Source organism: Pseudomonas sp. LBUM1668, from assembly GCF_059695715.1.
Genome location: NZ_CP166787.1, coordinates 4722720 through 4743642, shown reverse-complemented (window position 1 = coordinate 4743642; position 20923 = coordinate 4722720). Strand labels below are relative to the sequence as shown.

Sequence of the window (20923 nt, the reverse complement as noted above, 5' to 3'; positions counted from 1 at the left end):
TCCTTGGTTCGGACTTTGTAGGGCAGGCAGGGATTCTGCGCCAACGTAGAAACCGTGAACAGCCAGACTTTCTGCCTATTTCGGCGTCAGGCAACAGACTGACGCAGCGGCAACAGCACACGGAACGTAGTGCCAGCCCCGAGTTCGCTGCGCACCGAAATATCCCCGCCGTGTTTTTTCACGATGCCATAGGACAGGGACAAACCTAGCCCTGTCCCTTGCCCCACCGGTTTGGTAGTGAAGAACGGGTCGAAGATTTTCTGCAAGGTTTCGGGCGCAATGCCTGACCCGTTGTCAGCCACTTCGATCCACGCGGTTTCCCCTTGCAGCCCCGTGCGCAGGGTGATGACGCCGCGTTCAGGTCCCATGGCCTGCGCGGCATTGACCACCAGGTTCATGATCACCTGATTGATCTGTGACGGCAGGCATTCGATGTCCGGCAGATTCTGATATTCCTTGACCACATCGGCCTTGTATTTGAGTTCGCTGGCGACAATGTTCAGGGTCGATTCGATGCCTTGTTGCAGATTGGCCCACTGCCATTGTTGCTGGGTGTCGACCCGGGAGAAATCCTTCAGGTCCTTGACGATCTGGCTGACGCGACCGATGCCCTCCTTGGATTCTCGGATCAGCACGGGAATATCCTCAAGCAGGAAATCCAGTTCGAGCTCTTTACGCAGTTTTTGCAGTTGCGCGGCCGGTTCAGGTGGCAGCGTTTGCCCGGCGGCCTGGTAGGCGTCGAGCATGCTCAGCAACTGCTGAAAGTACCCGTCCAGTGAACCGAGGTTGGAGGAAATGAAGCCGATCGGGTTGTTGATTTCATGGGCAACCCCGGCCGCCAGCTGTCCGAGCGAGGCAAGCTTTTCGGACTGCACCAACTGACTTTCCAGTTGTTTGCGCTCGTCGATCTCGCGCTGCAAGGCCACGCTGGCCTGCTTGAACTGGGCGGTGCGCTGATCCACCAGATGTTCCAGATGATGCATTTGCAATGACGCGCGTTCGGTCATCTGCCACTTGGTCAGCAGCGTGTTGGCCATTTGCTGGACTTCAATGTTGTCGAAGGGTTTTTTCAGGATCAGCAGACGGTCCTGAGCCTGCAGGCGATCCATTAACTCGTCCCAGGAATAGTCGGAATATGCCGTACAGACGACCACCTGCAATTGCGGGTCCTGCTGCCAAAGGTGTTCGATGGTTTTCGCGCCGTCCCATCCGTCGGGCATGCGCATGTCGACAAACGCCAAGGCGTAGGGACACTGCTCCTGCAGGGCGAGGTTGAGTTTGGCCAGTCCTTCCTCGCCACCGTAAGCGGAGTCGAGCTCGAAATTCGGTCGTTGCGGGCGGACTTGAGCACCAAACAGCGCCGTCTCCATCTCGTCCAGTTCTGCCGAGTGCGCCAGGGGCGGGGTGAGAATCTTGCGAAAGTCTTCGTGAATCGACGGCATGTCGTCGATCAGCAAAATGCGACGGTTCGACAGTTCGCTCATGCGTTCTCCGTTACGGTGATCAGCGGAAGTTGCAAGGTGAACAAGGCCCCCAGCCCTGGTCCGTCGCTATGGGCAGTGAGGTGGCCGTTCATTTCGATCGCCGCCAGCGCGCAACTGTGCAGGCCAAAACCGTGGCCCTCTTTGCGCGTGGTAAAACCGTGAGCAAAGATCCGTGTCATGTTTTCCGGGGCGATGCCTTCACCATCGTCCCGGACGCTGATTTGCAGAAAGGTCTCGTCAACGATTTCCACCCCGAGTGTCATTGTCCGAGGGCGGTTGCTGAGGTCGGTCATGGCGTATTTGGCGTTGCTGATGAGGTTGATCAGAATCAGCAGCAAGCGGTGTTTGTCACCCATCACCTGGGGCACTTCACTGTATTGCCTGACCACGGTGACGTGATGGCGAGTCAGCGCGCCGGCATTCATGCGCAGGGCGTCTTCCAGCAGCTCGTCGATATACAGCGGTTCGGTCATGCTGTTGGCCCCCGCGTAGGACTGCTGGGTGGCGACGATGTCCTTGATGTGGTCGACGCTCTTGTTCATCTGGCCCAGTTCATCGGCCATTTCCTGCTGTTCCTGGGCAATCGCGCTGACCAGTTGATTGAGATAGCCGGGCAGCAATTTGCCCTTGTCGTCCTCACTGAGGAAATGCCCGAGGTCGTTGGGGTGTGCGTTGATCAACTGCATGGCCTTGCCCAGGCCAAGCGCCTTGCTGCTGCGCAGTTTTCGCCCGATCAGCTCGCAGGAGATGTTCACGCTGTTGAGCACGTTGCCGACGTTGTGCAACACGTTGGTCGCGATTTCAGCCATGCCCGCCTGCCGCGCGGCGTCGAGCAGTTCGCTCTGGGCATTCTTGAGTTCCTGGGTGCGTTCTTCGACCCTTTGTTCCAGCACATCGTTGGCGTTTTGCAGGGCGTTGTTGACCCGGTGGATCTCGGCGAAGCTGCGGATCAGCCGGACGGCCAGCCACAGCAGCGACAACATCAGCAGCACGGAAAACAGCAGCATGTAGAAGTGGTACTCGCGATCGATTTTTTCGACCCGTTGCTGGTCCAGGTTGAGCATGTGGGTGATGTCGTCCAGACGTTCGGCCACGGGCACGGCTTCGATGTTTTCCAGCAGTTCGTTGACGATTGGCTGCTCGCGCAAGATCAGCGCGACGTGACTGCTGAGAATCTTCACCGGGGCATGAAATTCTTCCGGCAAGCGTTGCGCGTTCACCGCCAGTTTGTTCAGGCCCACTTCGATGTCGGCGGCCTTGTCGGCAGAGGTGACCTGGGCGAATTCCAGGGCACTGAGCAGCAAGTCGTAGGTGTCGGTGGCGATGTTTTGTACTTGCAGCTTGTCGAGGTCGGACAAGTCCGCCAGTTGCGCCTGGATATCGTCTTCGGCGGTCGGCAGGAAGGCCAGGGAGTTACGCAACAAGGCGTTGTGTGACTTGAACTGCTCCACCAGGCGAGTCTTTTCCTGCATCGCTTTGAGAAAGCCTTCGTGCGCATCGTTCCATTGCCTGGAGTCCTTGCGCCCATGCCCCGACTCCATTGTGGCGAAGCGCTCCCACAACTGGCGCATCTCGATCACCGGAGACACCAGCGGGTCGTAGTTATGGGAAATCGCCACGCGCGCTTTGAGTATCTCGTTTTCCCATCGCGCGTCCTGTTGGGTGATCTGGCGGATCAAGTCGCGCGATTCGATGTACGTGACGGTCTTTTCGGAGCTGGACTTGAGGTAGAGGAACAACAGCGTCGAGGCCAGCAGAATGGCTACCAGCGTGACCAACAGCAGGCTGGTTCTGCGTGACATCTTCTTCATGGCTTGCCCTCCCATTGGCCGGACAGGGTCTTGAGAAACTGGATGATCAGTGTTTTGTCTTCTGCGCTCGGCATGCGCCCCAGTTGATACTGGAACATGACGTCCACGGCCCGTTCGAGGTCAGGGGCTGAACCGTCGTGGAAGTACGGTGCGGTCAGCGCGACATTACGCAGGCTCGGCACCTTGAAAACCGCGCGATCAGCTTCGTCGCCGGTGACATTGAATCGTCCCAGATCAGCGACCGTCGGGTTACCGCGATCGGCGATGTAATCACCGAATACGCCGAACTTCTGAAACATGTTGCCGCCGATGTTCACGCCCTGATGGCAGGCGATGCAGCCGTAGTCCTTGAAGCGTTGATAACCGTACTTTTCTTCGAGGGTGAGGATGTCGGTATCGCCCAAAAGGTATTGATCGAAGCGCGACCCGGGGGATAACAGGGTGCGTTCGTAGGTGGCGAGCGCATTCTGGATATTGGCTTGGGTCACGGCATCCGGGTAGGCGCCGTCGAAGGCTTTGCGGTAGCCGGGATCGTCGGTGATGCGTTGCACGACGGTTTTCCAGTCACCGCCCATTTCGTGGGGGCTGGTGATGACATTGTCGGTTTGCTCCTCCAGCGTCTCGACCCGTCCGTCCCAGAATTGCCGGAAATTGAGGCTGGCGTTGAGCACCGTGGGCGTGTTGAACGCCACCGGTTTGCCATCGAAGCCCAGCGACAGGGCGCGGGTGTCGGCACCGCCCTTGTCCAGTTGGTGGCAACTGGCGCAGGACAACGTGTTGTTCGCCGATAGCCGCGGATCATTGAACAATTGGCGACCGAGCGCGACGCGTTCGCGATTAACGGGAGCCATCTCGGGCAACGGCTTGAGTGGCTGGTTCAATGGCTCGCTGGCAGCATTGACACAAACCCCGCAAATCATAAAGGCCAGCGCGTATCGGAAAAGGCTCATTGGAGATTGTCCCCCGTGCTGGCCGGCGGACTGTCGCTGGAGCTCGATGGATCGGCCCAGGGCCCCGGCAGTCCTGCGTTCAGCAGTTGGGCAAATGCCGGTGCCGGCAAGGCTTCGCTGAAGTAGAAACCCTGAGCTTCTTCGCAATGGTGATCCTTGAGATATTTCAGTTGCGCTGCTGTTTCCACGCCTTCGGCGATGACGTTCAGACTCAGGCTCTTGCCCAGGCTGATGATCGCGCCGACCAGCGCGGCATCGCTGCTGTCGCTGCTCAGACCACGAATGAATGACTGATCGATTTTCAGTACATCGATAGGGAAGCGACGCAGGTAGCTGAGGCTTGAATACCCGGTACCGAAGTCATCGATGGCCAGCTTGACCCCCAGTGCTTTCAACCGTTGCAACGCGCTCATGGTCGCGTCGACGTTTTGCATCAGCACGCTTTCGGTGATTTCCAGCTCCAGCAGGCAGGGGTCCAGCCCCGTGTCTGCAAGCACCTGTTCGACGCTCTCGACAAAGTGGCGCTGACGAAAGTCGATGGCCGAGGTGTTGACCGACATGCGGATCGGCGGCAATCCTGCTGCTTGCCATTGCCGCGTCTGGCGGCAGGCTTCGGCCAACACCCATTTGCTCAGCGGGACGATCAGCCCGCTGTCTTCGGCCACTGGAATAAAGTCTGACGGGTAGACCCAGCCATGCCCCGGTTTTTGCCAGCGAACCAGCGCTTCCGCACCGACAATCCGACCACTCTGCAGGGCGATTTTTGGCTGGTAGTGCAAGACAAACTCGTTTCGCTGCAACGCCTGGCGAATACCGGATTCGATACTCTGCTGTTCCCGGGCGCGCGCATTCATCGCCTCGATGAAAAAACCGTAATTGTCCGGACCGCTGTCCTTGACGTTACGCATGGCCGTTTCAGCTTTCTTGATCAGTTCGGTGGCCTCAAGCCCGTCGTCCGGATAAACGCTTAACCCCATGCTGGCGGTGACGCTGACGTCATGCCCCGCGATCATCTGTGGCGTGCGGATAATGCCCAGCAGTTTTTCGGCGATGCTGCGGGTCTGCTGGGGGTGGTTGATATCGGTGAGAATCACCACAAACTCGTCAGAGCCGTAGCGAAAAACCGAGTCCGATCCGCGTACGCTTTTGAGCAACTGCTGACCCACCCGTTTGAGCATTTCGTCGCCGGCCGGATGCCCCAGCGCATTGTTGATGCGCTTGAAGCGATCCAGACCGAGGAACAGCACCACCAGTTTTTTGTCATGGCGTCGGCAGGCAGCAAGGTGCTGAGTCAGGCGGTCACCGAGCAGGGTGCTGTTGGGCAGACCTGTAAGGCTGTCGTACTGCAACAGATGCGACACCTTGAGCAATTCGTGGACCCGTGCCTCGATAGTCTGTTCGAGGTTGAGCATCTTCAGTGCGGCGTCCTGAGCCAGTTGCCATTTCCAGGTCAGGGCGTTGGCCATCTGGCGAATTTCCAGGGCATCGAAAGGTTTTTTCAGGATCAATAACTGATCGCCGAACTCCAGCCGCTCGGCCATGGCCTCCCAGCTGTAGTCGGTGTAGGCGGTGCATAAGGCGATTTGCAGGTTCGGATCGGCTTGCCACAGTCTTTCGATGGTTTCCAGACCATCCCAGCCGGGCGGCATGCGCATGTCAGTGAAGGCGAGCGCATAGGGGCGCCCTTGCTCCAGAGCCAGTTGAACCAGTTTCAGCGCTTCTTGCCCCTGATAGGCGGAGTCGAGCTGGAAGGCCAGGTGCGATGCCTGTCGGGTGCCGAACAGCGTCTGTTCCAAGCTGTTCAGATCTGCTTCGCCGCTGGTGTCCGGGGTGAGTATCTTGCGAAAGTCAGCGTGAATCGCCGGGGTATCGTCGATGATCAGAATCCGGCGGTTGGTCTGGGCAAAGGGCGTTTTCATCCCTCACTCTCCCTTGTGCCGTTCGACTCGCTGCTGGCGGCCGTGAGCATCCGGACCGCGCGCTCGGGGCTGAGCGCCTCGCGAAAGTAAAGGCCCTGCGCAGCCGGCAGCGGAACGTCGGGCGTTGGCATGTGCGGTTGCCCCGGCTGCTGGCCGCCTTCGGCAATGATGCCGATACCCAGATCCCTGGCGAAATTGATGATCGCCTTCAGCGTGTTGGCCCCGGCCGTGTCCTGAGTCGCGCTGTCCAGAAACGACTGGGCGAGTTTCAGGTGATTGACCCGGTAGGTTTTCAGGTAGTCGAACGATGAGTATTCGGTGCCAAAATCATCGATGGCGATTTTCACCCCCAGCTCACTCAATCTCGGCAGCACGTCGTTGTGGGTCCACTTGGTCTGGGCCAGCGTCGCTTCGGTGACGTCAAAACGCAGATCCCAGGGGGCGAGTTCATGGCGTGCGGTGGTGCGCAATACGTCGTAGATAAGCTCCGGGCCACTTTTGAGCTGGGCCAGCGAAATCTTGATCGCCATCACCGGGGGCGCTACCCCCGCGTTGCGCCACTGGCTCATTTGCCGGCAGGCGCGATCCAGCACCCAGCGGCCGAGGTGAATGATGGCGCCGGTTATCTCCGCGGCCGGGACAAACGCGCTCGCTTGCAGTAGTCCGCGCGTGGGGTGATTCCAGCAGACCTGCGCTTCCATGCCTAAAATCCTGCCGCTGTGCATGTCGACTTCCGGCGCGTATTTCAACTCCAGTTCATCGCGTTCCAGTGCAATCATCAGCTCATTGACGATGGCCATGCGCTCGGCCACTTCCTGGGTAATCGCCTCGGAGTGGAAGTGATACTGATTGCGGCCCGTGTCCTTGGCGCGGTACAGCGCCATGTCCGCCTGCCCCAGCAGGCTGTCGGCGTCGTGGCAGGCGTCGCTGTAGGTGCTGATGCCGATGCTGCCTGAAATATGCACGGCATTGCCCGCCAGGTGGAACGGCGCCGTCAGCGCATCGAGGATATTGCTGGCCATGGCGGCGGAACGGGTCGGGTCGCTGACGTCCAGTTGCAGAATCGCAAATTCGTCGCCGCCCAGGCGCGCCGTGACGTCGTTTTCCCGCACACTCGATTTGATCCGCCGCGCCACTTCCTGCAATAGCAGATCGCCGATCGGGTGACCGAGGCTGTCATTGATTCGCTTGAAGTGGTCCAGATCCAGATAAAACACCGCGAATGGCGCTGCGCCCCGCCGTGCGCCGGCAAACGCCTGATGCAGACGCTCGATCAGGGTGGCGCGATTGGCCAGCCCGGTGAGACCGTCCGTGCGAGCCAGCAAGGCGAGCTTCTCCTCGGCCACACGGCGCTCGGTGATGTCGAGGATGATGCCTTCGACCTCCAGCAAGCGGCCATCATGGTCGCGGACCGGGACGTAGCGGTTTTCCACCCAGCGCCAGGTGCCTTCTCCGGTGCGCAGGCGAAACTCGATCGAGGCGCCCAATGCGTGTCGGTCCAGCACCCGGGCCATGGCGGCATCTACGCCAGCCTGATCGTCGGGATGAATCAGATCCTGCGCCCAGTTTGCCGATGCCACCAGATCGGCGGCCACATGGCCGTATCGCGTGATGTTGTGCGAGATATACATCAGTTTGAACGAGGGGTCGCCGCGTAACCGGTAGAGGATCGTCGGGCTGTTCTGCACGATGATATTGGCGTCGGAGAGCTCTCGCGTGCGCTCCTGAACGGCCAGTTCGAGTTGCGTCATTTTCAGCGCGGCGTTCTCGGTCATCTGCCATTTGACCGTGAGGGCACTGGCCATCTGGCGGATCTCGATCGCATCGAAGGGTTTTTTCAGAATCAGCAGACCATCGGTCAGCCCCAGCCGCTGATCGATGTCCTCCCAGGAATAATCGGTGTAGGCCGTGCACAACGCGACTTGCAGCTTGGGGTCGACCTGCCACAGCCGTTCGATGGTTTCCAGGCCATCCCAGCCCGGCGGCATGCGCATGTCGATGAACGCCATCGCATAAGGGCGTTGAGCGGCCATGGCGGCTTGCAGTTTTTCCAGCGCTTCGCTTCCCTGGAATGCCGAGTCCAGTTCAAAGTGCTCTTTCGGTGCGGTGGCCGGGGTGCCGAACAGCAGGTTTTCAGTTTCCCCGAGGCTGTCGGAGCCTGCATTGCCCGGACTGAGTATTTTCAGATAATCGGCATGGATCGACGCGGTATCGTCGACGATGAGTATGCGGCGGTTGATCGGCCCGGCTTGCGCACTCACGGCGCTACGCCAGATCCAGACTCGCTGTTACTCGGGAGCATCCTTTCCCCTCCTCGCATGCCCGCACGCGGGCCGTTGGTGTCGTTCGACCTCTTGAGCATAGTTGGCCGCAGGGCACTTCGCTTGCAGGTGTGTAACCAATGTATTGCGTGAGCCCCGCGAAAATCATCTAGCCTTGCCTTCAAGCGCAGGCAAGTCAGGACGTCTGTCGGCGCGCCTGTCAGGTTCACTGTTTCGCTTGAGGCCACCCCATGGAAGAACAATCTGCCCCGATTTCACCGCACCGGCCGAAGGTGTTGCTGGTCGATGACGAGGAGTCGATCCTCAACAGCCTGCGGCGTCTGCTGCGCAGTCAGCCTTACGACGTGCTGCTGGCCACCAGCGGTGCCCAGGCGCTGGAAATGCTGACCCAACAGCCCGTCGACCTGGTGATGAGCGACGCCCGCATGCCCAATATGGACGGCGCGACATTGCTGGCTCGTGTCCATGAACTCTATCCGGCGACCACGCGGATCATGCTCACCGGCTATGCCGATCCAGCGGCGATCATCAAAGCCATCAACGAAGGGCGGATCGATCGCTACATCAGCAAACCCTGGAACGACGAAGAAATGCTCTTGACCTTGCGTCAGGCGCTGGAGCATCAGCATTCAGAGCGTGAACGTCAGCGCCTTGAGCGGTTGGCCCAAGTGCAGAACGATCAGCTCAAACTGCTCAACAGCACCCTGGAAAAACACGTCGCCGCGCGTACCGCCGAGTTGCAGCAAACCGCCGACATGCTTGATCTGGCCTACGAGGAACTCAAACACAGTTACGTGACTGGCACCGAAGTGTTCTCGTTGCTGGCCAACCTGCGCCTGCCGCCTGCCAAGCAGACCAATCGGCAGATCATCGAACTGGTGCGCGGCTACTGCAAAATGCACGGCATCGATGAAGCCGGCAGTCGTGACCTGACCATGGCCGCTGCGTTGTACAACATTGGCAAACTGAGCTGGACCGACAACATGATGGTCACCCCCTCGGATCTGCTTCGCCATACCGAGCGTGATCGCTATCGCGGTTACCCGAAGCAGAGTGAATCGCTGTTGATGACCCTCGACCCGATGAAGGATGCGGCCCGGTTGATCCTGCATCATCAGGAGCGCTGGGACGGCAGCGGTTTTCCGGATCGGCTCAAGGGCGAGGCGATCCCGTTGGGGTCGCGGCTGCTGAAACTGGCAGTGGACTTCGTCGAATTGCAGCGCGGGCTGATTCTCGAGCGGCAAATGAACAGCGACGAGGCGTTGTTATACCTGCGTCAGTACGCCGGCAAACTTTACGATCCCGAGCTGGTCGAGGACTTCATCCAAGTGTGCGCGGCGTTCCTGAGCGACGTGGTCCTCGCCGACCCTGACGTCAAGGTGCTGGGCACCCGCGAGCTGGCGGCGGGCATGATTCTGGCGCGCAACCTGAATGCCGACAACGGCATGTTGCTGCTCAATACCGGCAAGGTTTTGAGCGCACTGCTGGTGGACAAACTGATCAGCTTCGAGGCCATGGAGGGGGCCAAATACAAAGTGTTCGTGAAGGTACCGGAGGAAGTCGAAGGGGCGCTCGAGGCACAGGGGTGATGGCGTAAGAGGTGACGTTGGCGGGGCAGGCATGGGATCCTTGCGGTTTTCTCCAGACCCGTGGCTGACCCATGACGTGTGCACCCGCCGTTTCACCTCGCATCATCCACATCGCCGCCGCGCTGCTGCTCAACGCTGACGGCCAGACCTTGCTGGTACGCAAACGCGCCACCACGGCGTTCATGCAACCGGGCGGCAAGATCGAAGCCCATGAATTGCCGGTGCAGGCACTGGCCCGTGAGCTGGAAGAAGAGTTGGGGTTGGTGATCGATCCATCGCAGGCGACGTTCCTTGGCCAGTTCTCGGCTCCCGCCGCCAATGAACCGGGATTTGTCGTGCAGGCAGAAATCTTTCAACTGACCATCAATGCCGAAGTCTTCCCGGCAGCTGAAATCGAAGAGGTCATCTGGGTCGATCCGGCCACTGATCCGGCGCTCGAACTGGCGCCATTGACACGCGACCTGATCCTGCCGTTTTATCGAGCCTCGCTGACCCAAATCGCCTGATCATTAACGCAAGGGACGCCCACCATGATCCCGCTTCAAGACCTGCTGATCTTTGCCGCCGCCGCGTTGCTGATGGTCCTCACGCCGGGGCCGAACATGATCTACCTGATCTCGCGTTCGATCTGTCAGGGGCGCAAGGCGGGCGTCACCTCGTTGCTAGGCGTGGTCGCGGGTTTCTTTGTGCATATGTTTGCCGCTGCTGCCGGTTTGACCGCGGTGTTTCTCGCGGTGCCGATGGCTTATGAAGTGTTGAAGTGGGCGGGTGCGCTGTACCTGCTGTGGCTGGCCTGGCAGGCGCTGAAACCCGGCGCGCGTTCGCCGTTCGAAGCCCAGCAGTTACCGCCGGATTCGTCGCGCAAACTGATCACCATGGGCTTTCTTACCAGCGCCCTGAACCCGAAAATCGCGGTGTTCTATCTCTCGGTGTTTCCGCAATTCATCAGCCCTGAACACGGCTCGGTGTTCACCCAAAGCATCATCCTCGGCCTGACTCAGATCAGCGTCAGTTTCAGCGTCAATCTGCTGATTGCGCTGTTTGCGGCGGGCATTGCTTCGTGGTTCGTGCGCAACCCGACGTGGCTGGTGATGCAGCGTTATTTCATGGGCCTGGTACTGGGCGGTCTGGCCATTCGCTTGATGCTTGAGCAACGGCGAGCCGCTTGAGATGTGGATCGAAAAGCTGGACGCCAGCCATGCCCTGGCCTATCGGGAACTGATGCTCGAAGCCTACGACCGGCATCCGCAGGCCTTCACCTCCAGCGTGCGTGAACGCGCAGTGATGCCGCTGAGCTGGTGGGAAGCGCGCCTGATCAGCAAGCTCGACGTGGTGCTCGGCGCGTTCGAAGGTGGCACGCTGGCTGGCATTGTCGGTTTGGCATTCGAGCCGCGAGAAAAAGCCCGACACAAGGCCACGCTGTTCGGCATGTATGTGTCGGCGGATTTTCGTCAGCACGGTTTGGGGTTTGAACTGGTGCAAGCGGCGCTGGCCGAGGCGCAGAATCATCCCGAGCTGAAGCTTGTCCAGCTCACTGTTACGGCTGGCAACGATGCAGCGTTCAAGCTGTATCAGCGCTGCGGCTTTATCCAGTTCGGACTGGAACCGTTAGCGGTACGGGTGGGCGAAGACTACTTCGACAAGATCCACATGTGGCGCCAGATCTGAATCCATGCGCAGAACCCTGTAGGAGTGAGCCTGCTCGCGAAAGCGGTGTGTCAGTCGCTCAAATATTGCCTGACCCGACGCCATCGCGAGCAGGCTCGCTCCTACAGGGACTCGTGGTGTTCTCGTATCAGCGCACGGCGCTGACCCCATCCAGCGTCGAGAACGATGTGTCCTTGGCCGTCAGCAAAAAATCACGCATGTACGGCGCATCGAGCATGTCGGCGCGGATTCCCGCGTAAAGCGTGGCAAACAAGCCTTTCTCGCCCAACCGTTTGCCTTTCACGTAACCGCGTGAGCTGTATTCATGCAGCGCCCAGTGCGGCATGCCGCAGACGCCACGGCCGCTGGCGACCAGTTGCATCATCATCACCGTCAGCTCCGAAGTGCGCACTTGCGCCGGTTCGATGTCGGCCGGTTCGAGGAAGCGGGTGAAGATGTCCAGTCGGTCGCGTTCTACCGGGTAGGTGATCAGCGTTTCAGTCAGCAAATCTTCGGGGACGATGTACGGTTTGCTCGCCAGCGCATGCTGATTGGCCACCGCGAGCATGGCTTCGTAGGTGAACAACGGCACGTAAGTGATGCCGGCGATTTCCAGCGGATCAGAGGTCACCACCAGATCCAGATCGCCACGCGCCAGGGCCGGCAGCGGCGCAAAGGAGAAGCCTGACGCGAGGTCGAGTTCGACCTCCGGCCAGGCATCGCGGAATTGGTCGATGGTCGGCATCAGCCACTGGAAGCAACTGTGGCATTCGATTGCCATGTGCAAACGCCCGGCAGTGCCACCGGCCAAGCGGCTGATGTCGCGCTCGGCGGCGCGCAGCAGTGGCAGGGTCGCGTCGGCCAGTTGCAGCAGGCGCAGGCCGGCGCTGGTGAAGCGCACCGGTTTGGTCTTGCGCACGAACAACTGCATGCCCAGCCGCTCTTCAAGCTCCTTGAACTGGTGCGAAAGTGCCGATTGGGTCAGGTGCAAACGGTCAGCGGCATCGACCAGGCTGTCGGCTTCGCGCAGGGCGTGCAGGGTTTTCAGATGACGGATTTCAAGCACCGGCTGGCTCCATGAGGAAAACTTGTGATCAACACGAAAAGGTTGAGTTTGTCTCATGTTGGTTTGACTGTCGACAATGGCGCCATCTTTTATGCAATGGAGCACACTCGACATGGCCGTGGCCCACACCCTTGGTTTCCCGCGCATCGGCGCCGACCGCGAACTGAAGAAAGCCCTCGAAGCCTATTGGCACGGCGATCTTGATCAGGCTGCCCTGAACCAGGTCGGTCGTGAACTGCGCGCCCGCCACTGGCAATTGCAGAAAGACGCCGGTATCGATCTGCTGCCGGTCGGCGACTTTGCCTGGTATGACCAAGTGCTGACCCACTCGCTGACGTTTGGCGTGATCCCCGAGCGCTTCGACGGCGTGCGTGACGAGCGCGGCCTGCCGAGCCTCGACACCCTGTTCGCCATGGCCCGTGGTGCGTCCGCCAACTGCTGCGGCACCGAGCACGGCAAGACTCAATATGCGCAAGAACTGACCAAGTGGTTCGACACCAACTACCACTATCTCGTCCCGGAATTCAGCGCTGATCAAACATTCAAGCTGAGCTGGAACCAGTTGTTCGATGAAGTCGAAGAAGCCAAAGCGCTGGGCCACAACGTCAAACCGGTGATCATCGGCCCGCTGACCTACCTGTGGCTGGGCAAGGCCAAAGGCAATGATTTCGACAAGCTGGATTTGCTTGAGCGCTTGCTGCCGGTCTACAACGAAATTCTCGTGCGCCTCGCCGAGCAAGGCGTGGAATGGGTGCAGATCGACGAACCGATCCTCACCCTCGACCTGCCGCAAGCATGGAAAAGCGCCTTCGAACGCGCTTATCACATCCTCCAGTATTCGCCGCTGAAGAAACTGGTGGCGACGTATTTCAGCGGCCTCGAAGACAACCTGGGTCTGGCCGTGGGTCTGCCGGTGCAGGGGCTGCACATCGACGCGGTGCGCGCGCCGGAGCAACTCGGTCAGGTGCTCGATCGTCTGCCGACCTACAAGATTCTCTCGGTAGGTCTGGTCAATGGTCGCAACGTCTGGCGCTGCGAACTGGAGCAGGCGCTGGCGCAACTGCAACCGGCGCAGGAGCGTTTCGGCGACAACCTGTGGGTCAGCAGTTCCTGCTCGTTGCTGCACAGTCCGGTGGATGTCGAGCGTGAAGACAAACTCGATCCGGAACTGAAAAGCTGGCTGGCGTTTGCCGTACAGAAGTGCAGCGAAATCTCCGTGCTGCGTGATGCGCTGAATGATCCGCAGGCGCCCAAGGTGCAATCTGCACTGGCCGAGAGTCGGGCTATTCAGGCCAGCCGTGCGCAGTCGCCACGTATTCATAAAACCGCAGTGCAGGCGCGTGTCAAGGCGATCAATGCCAGCGACAGTCAGCGTCATTCGCCGTTTGCCAAGCGCATCGCCAGGCAACAGGTGCGTCTGCAATTGCCGACGTTCCCGACTACCACCATCGGCTCGTTCCCGCAGACCGGGGCGATCCGTCTGGCGCGTCAGGCGTTCAAGCAGGGCAAGCTGTCGGCCAACGATTACCACGACGCCATGCGCAGTGAAATCCGCCACGCCGTGCAGATTCAGGAACGCCTCGGGCTGGACGTGCTGGTGCACGGTGAGGCCGAGCGCAACGACATGGTCGAGTACTTCGCCGAGCAACTCGACGGCTACCTGTTCACCCGGTTCGGCTGGGTCCAGAGCTACGGTTCGCGCTGTGTGAAACCGGCGGTGATTTATGGCGACCTGAGTCGTCCGCAAGCGATGACGGTCGACTGGATCAGCTACGCGCAGGGCCTGACTGACAAGGTCATGAAAGGCATGTTGACCGGTCCCGTGACCATGCTGATGTGGTCGTTCCCGCGTGAAGACGTATCGCGCAAAATTCAGGCGCAGCAACTGGCGCTGGCCCTGCGCGATGAAGTGGTTGATCTGGAAAACGCCGGCATCAAGATCGTGCAGATCGACGAAGCCGCTTTCCGCGAAGGCCTGCCGTTACGGCGGGCGCAATGGCAGGAATATCTGGACTGGGCGGTCGAGGCGTTCCGTCTGACGGCGTCTGGCGTGAAGGACGAAACGCAGATTCACACGCACATGTGCTACAGCGAATTCAACGATGTGATCAAGGCGATTGCCGAGATGGACGCCGACGTCATCACCATCGAAACCTCGCGCTCGGACATGGAATTGCTCGACGCCTTTGAGGCGTTCGACTACCCGAACGACATCGGCCCCGGCGTCTATGACATCCACTCGCCACGGGTGCCGGACACCGCCGAGATGGTCAAGCTGATGCGTAAAGCGGTGCAACGGATTCCTGCAGAGCGCCTGTGGGTCAACCCCGACTGCGGTCTGAAAACCCGCGCCTGGCCCGAGACAGAAGCGGCGTTGGTGAACATGGTGGCGGCGGCTCGACAGTTGCGCAGTCAACTGGCATAAGCGTCGGCGCTTGATCCGGCGCTGCATGAAACCCGTTGTGCCTTGGGGCGCAACGGGTTTTTTAATGTCGGTGATATAGGCCTGCGGCCCCGTGAATCTAGTTGGCCAGCGCCTGGAAATGCTCCAGCACCGCCGACTGCCTGCCGATATTCGCGTAGGGCAGGGTGGCGTCGTCAGCGTGGGTCAGGAAACGGTGTTCGGGCAGCTTCAAGTGAGCCTTCTCGAATGTGCCGAACACTGGCGTCGCACTGCGATAGTGAAAGTGGGCGTACCACAACAACCCGGCTGGCTCGGACGTCAAATTCCACACTTCATATTCCTGCATGTAGTCGGTGCGACCGTCGCGCCTTCCGAGGTTTCTGATCGCGGTGTTGCGACGTATTTCTACCGCGTTTTCGCTGATCAAATCGAGCAACATCCCGTCGGTGGGGTCGCGGCTGACCAGCGACTGGCGAGTACGCATGGCGCGGCCGCTGGTGATCAATTGAGCGGCCTGGTCGCGCAGTTGCTCAATGACCGGCTCCTGCGGCGCGCTGGCGGCGATGCGGTCGGCACGGCGAGTGAGCTCGGCGGCTTCGCTGACCAGCATATGTTCCAGATTCACCGGGAGCATGTTCTGTTCGGCATATGCCTGGACCCGGGTTTGATAGGCCGGGAGCGTAGCGAGGCGTTGTCGAGCTTCTGTCAGCAATGCCGGCAGTTGCAGGTTCGCGGGTGCTTGCTGTTCGACTGGTCGCGGGTTCAGCAAGCGGAATTGACCATCGTTGCCCTGTTGCCAGATTTCTTCATGGCCGCCCCGGCCCGTCGACACGTATTGGCGTGTTTGCGTCGTCGGCTCCCAGCGCTCGACGCCATACAGCAACTGATTGTCGGCGGTGGTAAAAACGCGCTGGGCAGATTGGCCTGCCGGTGCCGCTTGCGCCGGCGCGATAATGCCCCTGCGCGCACGTTCGCCTAGCTGTTCGATACCGTTGAGCAGCGGTTCCACCTGATCAAGGTGAAAGTGCTGTGGGTAACGGTGGGTCCAGATGTTCATCTCGAGGCGAAAACGGCTGTACAGGTCGACGCAGTTCTGCAGAATCCGGCTGCGTTGGGCCGGGGTCGCGGTGAGGGTCGGCAAGATGTATTGCGTGTACAGAGCGCGATCGACATCAATGCGCAGTTCGTGTGCCTGGCCCAGCAGATAGAACCACGACACATCATCAGCCCGGCCGTAACGCTTTACGGTTTCCAAGCGCTGGCTGGTGCGCAGATACAGCAGACTGGCGTCACTGTGTTTGCTGTTGATCTCGTTGACGTCGGAGGCGAGATCGAGCTTGTCTGCCCTGACCTGAATGCGCTCATTCCACAGATTGAGCTCGATCTTCAGTTTCTCAAGCCGATCCAGTTTGCTGAGGTATTGCAAGCGCAGCAGGCGGATCTCCTCAAGCGGAGCTATCCGAGGGGCGAGGTTGTTGCCTGGCAGATTGTTCAGCGCCTGAGTCAACTCGTCGATTCTATTGGTGATGGGCAGGACACTGCGTGACGTGTAAGAGGCCACGCGATGATAGCGGTCGGTCAACTGCCAGGCGGTCTTGCTGCGGAACAGCCTGGCCTCCTGTTTTTTGTTGCCGCTGGTCAACGGGATCAATTCATCCAGTGTCTGAAAAGCGCGTTTGGCCAGTTCGATGTCACCCAGACACGCCGTTTCGGCAGCGGCGACCAGTGCTGGACGATCCTTGGCTGCGGCATCGTTATACCGGTTGATCGCCGCATTGCTCACCGTGTTTCTGGCCTGAATCTGATCCCCGAGGCCCTCGGCAGCCTGGGCCAGGCGATGATGACGGCGAAAAGCGTGGTCGACCCACCAACGCGGCAATTGCTGACGAATCGCCTGCGGCCAGAGCGGATCAAGCGCATCGGCCATGTGCCCGAGTACTTGCCCGCCACCCAGACCACCCCCCTCGAAAGTCGTGCCGTATACACCGAACCAGGTGTCCCACTGACCACTTTCGTCCAGGGCAATCGGTTGCTTGTAGGTTTTGCGACTGTTGCCGACCAATCGCCAGTTGCGCGAATCCTGACTGCGCTGCACTTCAAAGATCCGCCCCTGACGGACGATGAAGTCGCCATCGGCATGCCGGTAGATCCCGCGATAGAGGCCATGGGTGGCGGGTTGCAGGCCGGCAAGGGAAATCGGCAATTCGTATTCGTAGTCCTTGAAGCGCTGCACCACCTGCCGGGCCTCGCGTTGGGAAGTGCCTTTCAAGGCCGACGCGTGGCGAGCCAGGCGGCGCAATTGGCGAGTACGGGTGAGCTGGCGGGCCGTGCGGGACAAGGTCGAGCTAGGCATTTCGCCCGGCAGCAGGTCCATGGCCGCGTCGATCAAACTGGTCAGCACTGATCTGAGTTCGCTCAAGCCATCGCCGATTTCACCGCGCAGAAAAGCTGCCACGGCCTGATTGGCAGCCGTCCATGCATCGTAGAGGGACAACACGGTGCCGACAAACGGCACCAGCCCGACTGCCATCTTGATGTAATTGAAGGCGCGTGGACCTTTGAGCGCGTAACGCTCCAGGTACAACGCATCGTTGGAGCGAGAGGTCCCGCGATGAGCCTCGATCAGCCGGCCCATGTGGGCGTCGAGCAGATGCTCGCTCAGTGACGTGGTAGCCGGCCAGCTCAGACCGACGCCAATCATGGCGTCGTAGCGATTGGCCCAGGCCTGGTTCAGCCGGTTTTCGTGAGCGCGAACATTACCCTGCAACGTCCGACCGGCGAGGTACTTGTTCCATTTGTCGACCACGGACAGGTTGAACAGGCCCTTGCGCGCGGCTTCGAGGCTGTCGTACCGGCGCAGGAACTGTCCGTCGGGGCTGTCCGGCAGGTAAAGCAACGTCACGCCGCTGACCTGTTCCTGGATAAAGGTCACACCCGACAGGGCCACCGACAATTGGTACGGGGTGTCCTTGCCCCCGGCACTCAGGTAAGCCGGCAGTAACACCACACGTTTGCCATCGGTGCGCCACGCCTGGGCAGTGTTGGCGTCGATGGCGATGTTCAGTGTAAGCAGGTCATCACTGCCGATATGCCGCTGCAGGCGCGCGCATTCACCCTGTAAGCGCAGCATCAGACGCCACGGCTCGACCAGACATCCGCGGCGCTGTGCCCTGGCGAACGCCGATTCGGTGAGGGGGCCGTTGAAGGTGTCGCGGATCAGTTGTTCGTAAGCGTGCGGCAGGTTCAACTCCGGCAGCACTTGCTTGAGGTAGTCCAGGGTAATGCCAGACGTCAAGCGCAGACGCTCGGCTTCTTCGCGGGTGCTGACCTCGACCTTCATGAAAGCCAGGCGTAGCGCCAGCGGCTCCAGTTGCATCGATGGCGTGTTGTCGATGTTGGTTTGCGCCAGCTCTTCAAGGCTCATTTTGCTGCGCGCGGCACTGGGCACAAGGACCAGTTTTTCCGGTGTCATAGGCGCGCCTGGCGCGGGGTAGAACTGGCTTTGCCATTTTGTCGTGTCGGGCAGATCAAGCTGGACCCGGACACTGCCCGTGAGCGCAAAGTCCTTGCTCAGCCGTGCGTGCAGGCGCTTGCGCGTGAAGTCATCGCGCGGTTCCAGCAACAGGGTCATGATTTCATGACTGCGGCCCATGGCCGCCATGTACGCCTTAATCAGCTTTTTGAGCGTCAGCCGATCGGCCTCCGCCATGGTTTTCAGCCAGTCGGGCAGATGGGAAACCAGCGTCGCGCTACGGCTCTGTTCCAACAGGTGGGCAAAGGCCAGGCTTCTGGCAGCGTGCACCGGAACCTGCAACCTGGCGAGCGTTTTGGTGCGCAAGCTGTCCAGCGCTTCACCGAGCGCGCCGGCATCGGTCGAAGCAGCATGACGCTGGCGCAGCATGGCGGCCTGTTCTTCGAATTCGCTTGTCAGCTGGTTGAGCCCATGGACCAGCACATCATCACGAATCTGTTTGAGCTGCAGGGTCAATGTGCGATCCGCCGGATCGATCTTGAACACTTGGCGTGCCAGTTCGCCAAGCCCGGCGTAGCGCTGCAAGCCGCCGCCGGTGCCGGGCCAATACAGGAGCAGGCTGCACGCGCAGGTCGGGTCGCGGAGCACCGCGGCTTGGGTGACGACCCAGACGCCGGGCAGTTCTTGCTTAGTGAGCGTGGTCTGGCCTGCGACCTCAGTGTTCATCGTCAGGGTTATGCTGGCGACGACGGTGTCACTGCCGGCTACCGGCAATGCGTCGAGCACGGTGCGCAGCCTGTTGCAGTCGTCTTCGTCGAGTTGCCCCAGCGCCTGTTGCAGTGCGCATTCGGCCTGCAACCCGGCCTTGTGCGCCGCATGCAGCGCGGTGAATTCACGCTGGAATGTCTGCAGGTCCGACGTCCGTGCCCGATAGAGCAGGGCCGTGGCCGCTTCGTCGCCGGCCTGTTCGGCAGACTCCAGTGCCTTGAGCGAATCCTTGAAGGATTGCAGCCCGGGGCCGTCACCGACGTCTGCCATTCGCGCCTCAAACGCCTCGCGCTGGCGGTTCAGTGCCGCCTGACGCAATGGCCAGGGAATATCAGCGAACAGGCTGCCGAACAATGCCTGCTCATCAGCCTCGGCGTCGTCATCGGCATCGACCGGGGGCAGTGGCGGCGTCGGACTCGGCGGTGCCGCAATCAGTTCATCGTGGCTGCGCTGTTGATCGACCCGGTCGACCTGGGCGAGGGATTGTCCGCCATCTGCCGCCAGGGTGGCTTCGCGGCGGCTCGGGGTGGTCAGCAAGGTGACTTGAGATTGCTGGCGGTGCGCGAGCAGGTCGTGGGCACCGAGTTCCAGCGCGTCGGTGCTGACGGTGTACTCAAAGCGGATGTCGTCGGTGGGCAGTCCGGTGGGCACGAGCGACTGTTCGAGCAGCCACGCTTGCATGTCGCTGCGTTGCGCGAAGGCCTGGATCGCAACGGCGCGACACGGCAGGTAAAGCAGGGGAGCAGCGTCGGCGTCGGCACCGGCCCGAACCACCCACGCCCCGCTAAGCATGACTTTACGCTCGTCTTTGAGGACCATTGCCAGTTGCTCGGTGTAGACCGGCTGCGCATTCATCATCAGCGCACCGGGCGGTGGATCAATGACCAACTGCACCAGTTTGAGCTGCTCGGCACTCAGGGTTTTATGGGCATAGGCCAGGTGCGCGCAGGCTTCGAAATGAAGGCGATAAAGCTGTTGGACATGCTCGCGCCGAGAAACCGCCGTGCCCGGTGCTCGACTGTCCCAGAACGCTCGCCACCGTTGCGCATGCGCCTGCTGCATACCGAGCATCTTCAAGCGCTCGAACCATTGCTCAGGTTGCAGGGCCTGCAGCGGGTGCGCCTGAGGCAGGCCGGATACCCGGCACTGCTGATTCAGGTCTTTTTCCACCTGTGGATACTGCAGAACGAAGGCGCAGACGTTGGTGAAACTGATGAACCGTTCAGGCAGCAGATCCGTGGCGGGGAACAGCAGACCGGTGCGCTCGCCATCGAGATCGAGAACTTCCTTGAACCTGTGGTTGAGCGTGTCGCGCATGCCCGGAGTCGCCGCCAGCATTTCGCGCAGGCCTTCCCGGCTTTGTCGCCATCGACTCATGGCGCTGATCGCCAGGCTTTCATCGGGCAGGCGCGCGCTGGGTTTGAAGGCCGGCAAGAGAACGGAGGCCGGTTCGGGCATGGTCAACTGCAGAGAAACGTCCATGGACAAAAAATACTCGGTGCCGGGGGCGGCGGATCCACCCCTCTTGCGA

The 20923-nt window shown here is 60.4% G+C and carries 12 protein-coding genes; 5 read left to right on the top strand and 7 right to left on the bottom strand.

Features of this window, described 5'->3' with window-relative positions; genetic code table 11:
* Nucleotides 1-86: 86 nt before the first annotated feature.
* Genes ACA061_RS21320 through ACA061_RS21300 form a run of 5 tightly spaced genes read right to left on the bottom strand, consistent with a single transcriptional unit; the run spans nucleotide 87 to nucleotide 8425 of the window.
* Entirely contained in the window at nucleotides 87-1484 is a 1398-nt protein-coding gene (locus ACA061_RS21320) for an ATP-binding protein (RefSeq protein WP_497299999.1), read from the bottom strand.
* Nucleotides 1481-3295, bottom strand: coding sequence for a DAHL domain-containing sensor histidine kinase (locus ACA061_RS21315; RefSeq protein WP_210555012.1), 1815 nt, complete (start codon nucleotides 3293-3295; stop codon nucleotides 1481-1483). The genes ACA061_RS21320 and ACA061_RS21315 overlap by 4 nt, the downstream gene beginning before the upstream one ends.
* Complete coding sequence (locus tag ACA061_RS21310; RefSeq protein ID WP_497299998.1) at nucleotides 3292-4245, bottom strand: cytochrome-c peroxidase; 954 nt, start codon at nucleotides 4243-4245, stop codon at nucleotides 3292-3294. The genes ACA061_RS21315 and ACA061_RS21310 overlap by 4 nt, the downstream gene beginning before the upstream one ends.
* The gene (locus ACA061_RS21305) at nucleotides 4242-6164 is read right to left on the bottom strand and encodes a putative bifunctional diguanylate cyclase/phosphodiesterase (RefSeq protein ID WP_497299997.1); all 1923 of its coding nucleotides are present in this window, start codon (nucleotides 6162-6164) and stop codon (nucleotides 4242-4244) included. Before ACA061_RS21305 ends, ACA061_RS21310 begins: the two co-directional genes overlap by 4 nt.
* Entirely contained in the window at nucleotides 6161-8425 is a 2265-nt protein-coding gene (locus ACA061_RS21300) for a GGDEF/EAL domain-containing response regulator (protein ID WP_497299996.1), read from the bottom strand. The genes ACA061_RS21305 and ACA061_RS21300 overlap by 4 nt, the downstream gene beginning before the upstream one ends.
* A 251-nt stretch (nucleotides 8426-8676) precedes the next feature.
* Between ACA061_RS21300 and nosR the strand changes: the two genes are divergently transcribed.
* From nosR to ACA061_RS21280, 4 genes are all read left to right on the top strand, one after another.
* Complete coding sequence (gene nosR / locus ACA061_RS21295; protein ID WP_150601750.1) at nucleotides 8677-10035, top strand: response regulator c-di-GMP phosphodiesterase, NosR family; 1359 nt, start codon at nucleotides 8677-8679, stop codon at nucleotides 10033-10035.
* A 71-nt stretch (nucleotides 10036-10106) separates the two neighbouring features.
* Nucleotides 10107-10541 (top strand): NUDIX hydrolase, encoded by a 435-nt coding sequence (locus ACA061_RS21290; protein ID WP_497299995.1) that lies wholly within the window; start codon nucleotides 10107-10109, stop codon nucleotides 10539-10541.
* Between the two features lie 24 nt (nucleotides 10542-10565).
* A complete protein-coding gene (locus tag ACA061_RS21285; protein WP_497299994.1) occupies nucleotides 10566-11204 on the top strand; it encodes a LysE family translocator in 639 nt (212 codons plus the stop codon).
* A gap of 1 nt (nucleotide 11205) precedes the next feature.
* Complete coding sequence (locus ACA061_RS21280) at nucleotides 11206-11703, top strand: GNAT family N-acetyltransferase (protein WP_497299993.1); 498 nt, start codon at nucleotides 11206-11208, stop codon at nucleotides 11701-11703.
* Nucleotides 11704-11830: 127 nt separating this feature from the next.
* Here the strand turns inward: ACA061_RS21280 and metR are convergent, their stop codons facing one another.
* Nucleotides 11831-12748, bottom strand: coding sequence for a transcriptional regulator MetR (gene metR / locus ACA061_RS21275; RefSeq protein WP_150601746.1), 918 nt, complete (start codon nucleotides 12746-12748; stop codon nucleotides 11831-11833).
* 112 nt (nucleotides 12749-12860) lie between these two features.
* Here metR and metE point away from each other — a divergent pair, with 112 nt between their 5' ends.
* Entirely contained in the window at nucleotides 12861-15173 is a 2313-nt protein-coding gene (metE, locus tag ACA061_RS21270) for a 5-methyltetrahydropteroyltriglutamate--homocysteine S-methyltransferase (protein ID WP_497301978.1), read from the top strand.
* 97 nt (nucleotides 15174-15270) lie between these two features.
* Here the strand turns inward: metE and ACA061_RS21265 are convergent, their stop codons facing one another.
* On the bottom strand, nucleotides 15271-20874 hold the full coding sequence (locus ACA061_RS21265; RefSeq protein WP_497299992.1) for a dermonecrotic toxin domain-containing protein: 5604 nt from the start codon (nucleotides 20872-20874) through the stop codon (nucleotides 15271-15273).
* Nucleotides 20875-20923: the final 49 nt, after the last annotated feature.

Bases quoted from the DNA above. Each gene is read 5' to 3' on its own strand.
- ACA061_RS21320 (WP_497299999.1), bottom strand. From the start codon at position 1,484: ATGAGCGAACTGTCGAACCGTCGCATTTTGCTGATCGACGACATGCCG.
- ACA061_RS21315 (WP_210555012.1), bottom strand. From the start codon at position 3,295: ATGAAGAAGATGTCACGCAGAACCAGCCTGCTGTTGGTCACGCTGGTA.
- ACA061_RS21310 (WP_497299998.1), bottom strand. From the start codon at position 4,245: ATGAGCCTTTTCCGATACGCGCTGGCCTTTATGATTTGCGGGGTTTGT.
- ACA061_RS21305 (WP_497299997.1), bottom strand. From the start codon at position 6,164: ATGAAAACGCCCTTTGCCCAGACCAACCGCCGGATTCTGATCATCGAC.
- nosR (WP_150601750.1), top strand. From the start codon at position 8,677: ATGGAAGAACAATCTGCCCCGATTTCACCGCACCGGCCGAAGGTGTTG.
- ACA061_RS21290 (WP_497299995.1), top strand. From the start codon at position 10,107: ATGACGTGTGCACCCGCCGTTTCACCTCGCATCATCCACATCGCCGCC.
- ACA061_RS21285 (WP_497299994.1), top strand. From the start codon at position 10,566: ATGATCCCGCTTCAAGACCTGCTGATCTTTGCCGCCGCCGCGTTGCTG.
- ACA061_RS21280 (WP_497299993.1), top strand. From the start codon at position 11,206: ATGTGGATCGAAAAGCTGGACGCCAGCCATGCCCTGGCCTATCGGGAA.
- metE (WP_497301978.1), top strand. From the start codon at position 12,861: ATGGCCGTGGCCCACACCCTTGGTTTCCCGCGCATCGGCGCCGACCGC.
- ACA061_RS21265 (WP_497299992.1), bottom strand. From the start codon at position 20,874: ATGGACGTTTCTCTGCAGTTGACCATGCCCGAACCGGCCTCCGTTCTC.